Source organism: Candidatus Margulisiibacteriota bacterium, from assembly GCA_041650635.1.
Classification (GTDB): domain Bacteria; phylum Margulisbacteria; class WOR-1; order JAKLHX01; family JBAZKV01; genus JBAZKV01.
This window is the reverse complement of the sequence record JBAZKV010000022.1, coordinates 20,216-27,957: the sequence shown is the minus strand read 5'-3', so window position 1 is coordinate 27,957 and position 7,742 is coordinate 20,216. Positions and strand designations below refer to the sequence as shown.

Genomic DNA, 7,742 nt, shown 5'->3' with positions numbered 1-7,742 from the left:
TTACAACATCGTTTTCACAGATCAACCGCTATATTAATGACGATGTCTTTATAAGGAACAAAATAGCGGTCAGGATAATCAACCCGGGGATATTTGATGCGGGGCCGTTTGAGTTCAAAAAGATACCTTCTATGATAGCCGCCTCCGCCAAAACCGCGCGATATGTTTTTTCCCGCTTTGGATCGCCGGATGATTTCTTTAAGCGCTGGAAAAAGAACCCCTTTAAAGGCAGAGTTAAGGCCTCGCACCTGGGCTCTTCAAGAGCTAATTCATACGAGCTCATTAACCCCCCCCAATAAGCCGGCCCCCATCACTTTAGGCTCTATCCTGGTGGGGAAATTGCTACTAAAGGTGTATTGAAGTCCCCAAAAGCTATCTTTGAGCGTGAAAAGGCTAGGGGAGGTGTTGAAAAATCCCACAATGGAAGGAGGATACATATGGGAAGCAAGGTCGTTGGTGCCGGGTATCATAGATTTTTGAGGGAAATAAAGGAACGCATCAGAGCAGCGCAGTATGAGGCGCTTAAAGCCGTTAATAAGGAGCTGATAAATCTGTATTGGGATATCGGGAAGATGATCGTTTTAAGACAAAAAAGGAATAAATGGGGCGGCTCGATCGTAAAAAAGTTGGCGGCTGATCTGCAAAAGGAATTTCCGGGTACAAAGGGCTTTTCCTTTAGGAATATATGGTATATGCGCAATTTTTACAAGACATACAAAAGCAACACAAAACTGCAACCATTGGTTGCAGAAATCGGCTGGACGCACAATTTGATAATCCTCGATAAATGCGAGAACGATCTTGAGAGGGAATTTTATATCCGCATGACCCAAAAATATGGCTGGACAAAGAATGCCCTGATCCATCAGATAGACAACAAAACATATGAACGGACGATGCTTAATCAGACCAGTTTTAATAAGAACCTTCCTGAAAGGATAAAAAACCAGGCGAGGTTTGCGGTTAAGGATGAATACATGTTTGATTTTTTGGAATTTGGAGAAGAATACGGGGAGAAGGAACTTGAAGCCGCTTTGATCGCTAAAGTGAGCAAATTTCTTGCGGAGATGGGCGGTGCGTTCGCGTTTATGGGGAATCAGTTTCGCTTGGAGATCAACGGCAATGACTTCTTTATAGATATTCTTCTGTATCACCGACGACTCAAGTGCCTGGTGGCGATCGAGCTAAAGATAGGTAAATTCATTCCGGAATATGTCGGAAAGATGCAGTTCTATCTGGCAGCTTTGGACGATCTCGTCAAATTAAGAGGTGAGAATCCGTCTATCGGTATTATCCTTTGCAAAGACAAGGACCGGACCATAGTCGAGTACGCTTTAAGAAAAAGTTCAGGCCCCATAGGTGTTGCAAAATATAGGATCCTTAAACAGTTACCCAAAAAACTTAAAGGAGAGCTGCCGTCGCCGGAAAATGTTAAAGCCCTTATGGGGGAGAATGGGATATAATAGATCGATATCCCGCTTAACCGTGGAAGAGTTCAAAGGAGGCAGCCCATGGCAATGTTCTTTCTGCTTATTACTCTGGTTGCGGTTTTGATACATCTTGTACTTATGAAGAACAGGTCCCCAAAAAAGATCGTCGAAGTTATCCTGCTTTATCTGATAGTGATAAACATTGGTTTTGGCAATATCCTGGCGGGCGCGGCGCATATCTTTAACGGGCCCGAAGTGGCCAAAATGATAGGCTGGGGCGCGGGAAGCCCTTTTCAGTACGAAGTCGGCGTAGCGGACATAGCAATGGGCAGCCTTGGCATAATGTGCATCTTTTTTAGGGGGCAGTTCTGGCTGGCGGCCATCCTTGTTAATGCGGTGTTCCTTTTGGGCTGTATGGCAGGGCATGTAAAGGACTTTATCTTAGGCGGGAACAGTGCGGCCTACAACATCGGGCCCTCTATCATTGTCAGCGACCTTATCATGCCGCTTGTGCTAATCTGCCTATATGTGCTGTTGCAAAGGATGGAAAAAGGAGCTGCTTCCTCTTAGCCAAAATGAACGGGGCAGGGGGCTTCTTATCAGCCGCCCGGCCCCGTATTTTTGCCTGTGCCGGTTATACCGTCATTTCTTCATTATCGCGCCAAAAACCTTCTCTTTTGGAAGTTTCTTGGTGCAGAAGAACCAGTCATAGCACTTTATGTCTTCTTTGCCCGACATTCTTTCCTTGGCAACTCCGCATGAGCCGGCGGTAGGAACGATAACATCGTCCCCGGGCTGCCAGTCCGCGGGAAGAGCAACGGAAAAAGCATCCGCTGTCTGCAATCCCACAACAATTCGGTAGATCTCGTCAAAATTTCTTCCCAGGCTTAACGGATAATACAGTATGGTCCTGATTATGCCTTTGGGATCTATGACAAAGACCGCCCTGACCGCTTTTGTCGAGCTTTCCCCCGGCTGTATCATGCCGTATTTTTTTGCTACCTCCATCGTTATGTCCTCTATCAGGGGGAACTGGACCTCGACATTCTTCATACCCTTATATTCGATCTTTTCCTTCAGGGTCCTTAGCCATGCTATATGGCTGTACAACCCGTCAACAGAAAGCCCGACAAGTTTGCAATTGACCTTTTCGAATTTTTCTGACAGAGAAGCAAAGGTCATGAATTCCGACGAGCACACCGGGGTAAAATCGGCAGGATGGCTGAACAAAATGACCCAGCTTCCCGCGTACTGGTCCGGAAAGTTTAATTCGCCCTGGGTGGTTACCGCTTTGAACGAAGGCGCTTTTTCGTTGATCAGGGGCATGTGGGCGCAGGGGCTGCTGTTTTCCATGTCAAGAACTCCTTTTTATGCTATTGGTCTTTGGGCCGCGGGCCGTGTCGGTTTTTCTCCTTTCTTTTTGACAGTCTTTGCACAAACCCTCGAACACTACCCGCCTTCTAATTATCTTGAACCCTTTTTGCATCTGTTTTTGTGCCAGCAGGCTGTCAAACTCTTTGCAGTCAAAATCCACTATCTTGCGGCAGTTTATACAGTGGAAATGGTGGTGCTGCTCTGTCCTGGGATCAAATCTTTGGTTCCTGCCGTGGTTTTCTACGGCGTTTATAAGACCGGCTTCCGAAAAGCTTTGCAGGGTCCTGTATACCGTGTCAAATGAGATATTGGGGAGCTGTTTTTTGACCGATCTATACACCTGCTCCGCACAAGGATGCTGCCTGGAGTCCTTGATCAGATCGTAAATGGCTGTCCGCTGAGGGGTCAGTTTAAGCCCGTGTCCGGACAGGGGGTTTTGTTCGTGCGTTATTCGGCCTGTTGACCTCTTTTTGCGCATGTATATACTATATAGTAATAATTACTATCTGTCAATTAGCGGGTAAAGGAGGCGGGGTGTGATTTTGGTCCTGGATTCGGCTCGCTTGCTCGCCGTTTATTTCTGCCTGTTTTTACATCTTGCGGAAGTTTTAAGTATTCCCTTATGTCCTTTGATCAAAGCAAGCTTCTTTGTCCTTGTCCAGCCCTTTATCTGCGCTTCTCTTTTTGCCGCTTCACTGCGGGTTTCAAATTTCTCTGTATATCTCATCTTTTTGGCGGGGTTGGCAATGGTATATTTGCAGCCTTTGCCGGAAAAATGCTCATTGAACCTTCTTTCAAGGTTATTTGTTATTCCGGTATAAAGTGATCCGTTGGTGCATTGCAGGATATAAAGGTGGTAGGGCATATATTGATCTTTAGGCTTCGACTCCACTTCGACTCGGCATTTCGTCGGACTCAATGCCTCGCTCAGTGTCGCTCAGCCGACTTCGTTTTTTAACGAATAATCCTTCTCTTTAATAAGAGACTTGGACTGAGCGAGGTCGCGTAAGCGACCGAGTCGAAGTCCTCGACCGGCACTGCACTTGCCAACCCTTCGACAAGCTCAGGGCTTTGTTCTTTCTCTATGCATACCTAACACTATTCACGGATGCCGAAAGAAAGATATAGGGAGATTATAACATATGGTATGGGATTAGCCCTCTTCGCTTCCCCACACCCCGCGAAGAGGGCTAATTAACTGCTCTTATTGTTTTAATAAATCAAACAAAAAGTGCTATAATATCAACCAATATGGATGCATCGACGCCGACAAAGACAACTTTTAAACGCAAGACAGAAATCGATGAGTTTTTTGGTCAAAAACAATTCAAGGGGAAGGTGTTTGATAGTCAGAAACAACAAGACTCATCTCAGCCTCACCTTTACTATGAACATCCAAATGGCAAAATATTTATAGGTGACTGTCTAGACGTGATGAAAGGATTGGATAGTGATTCGATCGATTTAATTTTTGCTGACCCACCTTACAATATTAAGAAAGCTGATTGGGATCGCTTTAATTCTCAGCAAGACTATCTTAATTGGTCCATAAAATGGATAAAAGAAGCTGCAAGAATTTTAAAAAAAATGGGTTCGTTATATGTATGTGGATTTTCTGAAATACTTGCCGACATAAAGTCTCCAGCAATGCAATATTTTGATAATTGCCGGTGGATCGTCTGGCACTATAAAAATAAAGCAAACTTAACAAACGAATGGGGAAGATCACATGAAAGTATTTTGCATTTCAGGAAAAGCAAGGATTTTATATTTAATGTTGATGAAGTGCGAATCCCATATTCTGATCATACATTAAAATATCCTGAGCACCCCCAGGCATTAACCAGCCAATATGGAAATGGCAAACAACATTTATGGGAACCAAACCCAAATGGAGCAAAGCCAAAAGATGTTTTAGAGATACCAACCACCTGTAATGGAATGCATGAAAAAACACCACACCCGACACAAAAGCCAGAAGAACTCTTAAGAAAGATAATTTCCGCATCCTCAAATCAAAACGATTTAATATTTGATCCATTTCTTGGTTCGGGTACAACCGCTGTATGCTCAGAACAATTGAAGAGGAGATGGATTGGCTGTGATATTTCGTCTGAATATTTAGAATGGGTAGTAAATAGAATTGAACTCGTGGAGGATTGGCCGATTGAGCACTGGAGACAATATGACTTCGAAAATCTTAAACGGAGAAATTCCATTAGATGAAAATCAAGCAAATTACTAAAATAGCAACAGATAAGTCAAAATTCAAGGCTCTTGGTAATTTTGTTGACTTTGCCGAGCTGTATCTCGAATATGTCGCTACTAAATTGCAAGCAGTAATTGTTTCTCAAAATGAGAATCATTATCAGTTCTATCAATACGGTTCTGATGGTGGATATCAAATTACTCGCCCAATCAATTCTCGGCTTATGTACACAAATACTGAATTTCTCTTAAATAAAAAGACATTTATTGAATCACTTAAAAATGTTAAAGATATAACTTCAACAGATGATAGACAAAGAATAAATCGATTTGTTTATACATTACAGATGTCAATAGGTTCTGCTCTAGATGCTTTGCCTGTGGGAAAATCTAATACTGCTCGTAAAATCAATGGGGATTTATTTGAGCATCTCATTCGCCTTGTAATTCGCAGTATTGGTCTTAAGTGTGAACCTGGTGTCATTCAAGTTCCGGTCATGCTTAGAGGGAAAGAACAATTCAAAATGAGTTATCAACATGATTTGGTCATTAAGACGGATGAAAAGATTAAGTTGATTGGATCAATAAAAACATCCAGCAAGGATCGAATTGACAAGATATTCATTGATAAGTTTTTATATAGCAAACTCACTGATACAAATACTCCGCACATCGCGGTGTTTCTTAATGATGTGCAACGTAAGAACACAAGTAAAAAGAATAAGTACGGTATCAACGCAACTTTTTTGCCCGGGCACTTTCGTGGGTATACTGTTAAATTGAATCCACTTGATGGTGTTTATTATTGCGATATTCGCCCGAATATGTTAACTGAGGACATCTTAAAGGATCAGATTAGAACGTTTGATCGTCTTTTATGCGGGGATATTTGGAAATTCCTTTAAATAAATTGTGTTTGCTACACATTAATAGCATCATCTTTTGTCATCTGGAATGTGAAAAAGGCGTTTCCCTTATAAAATATATTATTTAAGCGTTTTTATACAAAAAGTGGAAAAGTTTGAATATGTTGTTACGCCATTGAGAGCAGAACCGCGAAAAAATGATTTTAATTTCTCCCGTGTTCTTTTGCTTTTATCAACTACAACAATTTCTTTGTATTTCGTTTTTTTATCAGTTATTGCTTTTGATAGTATGGCTCTCAAATGATAATCAGTTGCTATTAAAGAACATCCAATTATGACAATGCGATCCACTCGTTTTGCTGCCTCATAGGTTTTTACCCATAAGTTTGTCCAAAATGAGTTTTTGAAATACTTTGTATATAATGGTGGGATAAAAAAATGTAATAATCTGTCTTTTTTATTCTGATACAATCTGGGGAGTTTAGAAAGAATAACAACTGACACAGGCCTTCGCTCAAGCGCTTTTTCTAAATTATTAAATGATCCCTTTGCAAACCAATTAAAAGAACCATGAGGTTTTAATAATAGAACATCCCTTAAATTGTCAGAATATATTTTTGTTTTTGGTGTTTCATATTTAATCTGCGGCTTGAAGGCATATCCCTTAGAAGGATTCCAGCCGCCCTTAACAAGTTCGTTATCAATTAGTGTGTCGTAATTAAGAGACATGATTATGTCGCCAGCTGAGAGATTTTTAACGATAAGCTCGTAATGGTTTATGCTATTTTTGTTTTTGCTATGGAGTTGAATAAAATGGAATAATCTGATTAACAATGAGAGAAAGTCTTTAACCCCCTGCCTATAACCAGCTAAACGCCGTCTTCCCCTTCCTTTGTTAAATATTTCGGGTAAATCTTTGGAAATAAAAAGGACATTAAATACCTGCTCCATCGATATGTTTTCTATGCCTTTTTGACCTATTTCGTTATCGATGAAGTTTTTTAATCGATTGTATGCGGATAAATACTTTTTCCCTTCAGTGGTGTGAACATATTTTTCTAAAATATCGAAATAATCACAATTTAAAGGAGGGTTAATCTTATTCGGAGATGGGGTGGAAAGAGCTCCTCTAGTTGCGCCTGCCCCCAGAATTAATAATGTGTGAAGGCTCTTATTATCTATTTTCAAGAACGCTTGATTTTAAACTTCCGAAACACATTGTTTATATATTGATTTGTTACGCCAAATATTTCCGCTAATTCACACTGCCTAAATCCCATTTTTCCTAAAATTGAGATTTGGCGATCTTGGGGATGACTAGAGAAGTCTTTATCCGTAGCAACTATAGCCAACAATTTATTTGTTAGTTGTATTTGTCTAGCGACAAATGAGAGATCAAAATTTGTTTTGTCAAAAGATGCCTGATTATTCATTATTTTATTCTTCCCTTTATCTTTGAACGAATATTCGCTACTGAGCCATAGGTGAGACTTGCGACTCTTGAGATGTCCTTGTTGTCAAATCCAAGATTAATTAACATTCTTACCATATTGGGTCTGTCTTGTTTTTCCCATTTTTCCAGGGCTTCATCATTTGTTAATCTAAGAAGAATTGCACAAATTGCATCGAGTTTTATTTGTAGTGAGGAAAGAGCAGAAGTGATGCCCGCATAACGATCAGCCGATTCGCTTTTAATGTTTGGCATTTTGTCCTCCGGTTTGCTAATTTTGATTAATACTTTTTGGCTTACAATCAAACATTATGGTTATTAATCCTTTTCTTGATTTGCGATAGATTCGCAGTAACATAGTGCGTTTTTTTAGCAATGATCTTGCCGATATTTCCTGAGGATATCCCTATGTCA

11 protein-coding genes are annotated in these 7,742 nt (G+C 40.8%); 5 read left to right on the top strand and 6 right to left on the bottom strand.

The window, feature by feature from the left end:
* The 3 genes from WC490_06695 to WC490_06685 form a co-directional block, all read left to right on the top strand.
* Positions 1 to 299, top strand: a 299-nt coding sequence (locus WC490_06695) for a hypothetical protein (protein ID MFA5098293.1), incomplete at its 5' end; no start/stop codon positions are given.
* A gap of 138 nt (positions 300 to 437) precedes the next feature.
* The gene (locus WC490_06690) at positions 438 to 1,463 is read left to right on the top strand and encodes a PDDEXK nuclease domain-containing protein (GenBank protein ID MFA5098292.1); all 1,026 of its coding nucleotides are present in this window, start codon (positions 438 to 440) and stop codon (positions 1,461 to 1,463) included.
* A gap of 48 nt (positions 1,464 to 1,511) precedes the next feature.
* Entirely contained in the window at positions 1,512 to 2,000 is a 489-nt protein-coding gene (locus tag WC490_06685) for a DUF6790 family protein (protein MFA5098291.1), read from the top strand.
* Positions 2,001 to 2,072: 72 nt separating this feature from the next.
* Here the strand turns inward: WC490_06685 and WC490_06680 are convergent, their stop codons facing one another.
* From WC490_06680 to WC490_06670, 3 genes are all read right to left on the bottom strand, one after another.
* Positions 2,073 to 2,783 (bottom strand): peroxiredoxin, encoded by a 711-nt coding sequence (locus tag WC490_06680; protein MFA5098290.1) that lies wholly within the window; start codon positions 2,781 to 2,783, stop codon positions 2,073 to 2,075.
* Between the two features lies 1 nt (position 2,784).
* Positions 2,785 to 3,282 carry a Fur family transcriptional regulator gene (locus tag WC490_06675; GenBank protein ID MFA5098289.1) on the bottom strand — a complete coding sequence of 166 codons (498 nt, stop codon included), beginning with the start codon at positions 3,280 to 3,282 and terminating at the stop codon, positions 2,785 to 2,787.
* 96 nt (positions 3,283 to 3,378) lie between these two features.
* Complete coding sequence (locus tag WC490_06670) at positions 3,379 to 3,669, bottom strand: GIY-YIG nuclease family protein (protein MFA5098288.1); 291 nt, start codon at positions 3,667 to 3,669, stop codon at positions 3,379 to 3,381.
* 386 nt (positions 3,670 to 4,055) lie between these two features.
* Between WC490_06670 and WC490_06665 the strand changes: the two genes are divergently transcribed.
* A complete protein-coding gene (locus WC490_06665; protein ID MFA5098287.1) occupies positions 4,056 to 5,030 on the top strand; it encodes a site-specific DNA-methyltransferase in 975 nt (324 codons plus the stop codon).
* Positions 5,027 to 5,917: a hypothetical protein gene (locus WC490_06660; protein MFA5098286.1), complete on the top strand. Its 891-nt coding sequence runs from the start codon at positions 5,027 to 5,029 to the stop codon at positions 5,915 to 5,917. The genes WC490_06665 and WC490_06660 overlap by 4 nt, the downstream gene beginning before the upstream one ends.
* Positions 5,918 to 5,998: 81 nt before the next feature.
* Here WC490_06660 and WC490_06655 read toward each other — a convergent pair whose 3' ends face one another.
* From WC490_06655 to WC490_06645, 3 genes are read right to left on the bottom strand one after another with little or no spacing between them, the layout of a single operon-like run.
* Positions 5,999 to 7,066, bottom strand: coding sequence for a hypothetical protein (locus WC490_06655; GenBank protein ID MFA5098285.1), 1,068 nt, complete (start codon positions 7,064 to 7,066; stop codon positions 5,999 to 6,001).
* Positions 7,063 to 7,311, bottom strand: coding sequence for a hypothetical protein (locus tag WC490_06650; protein ID MFA5098284.1), 249 nt, complete (start codon positions 7,309 to 7,311; stop codon positions 7,063 to 7,065). Before WC490_06650 ends, WC490_06655 begins: the two co-directional genes overlap by 4 nt.
* Complete coding sequence (locus WC490_06645) at positions 7,311 to 7,583, bottom strand: hypothetical protein (GenBank protein ID MFA5098283.1); 273 nt, start codon at positions 7,581 to 7,583, stop codon at positions 7,311 to 7,313. Before WC490_06645 ends, WC490_06650 begins: the two co-directional genes overlap by 1 nt.
* Positions 7,584 to 7,742 lie beyond the last annotated feature (159 nt).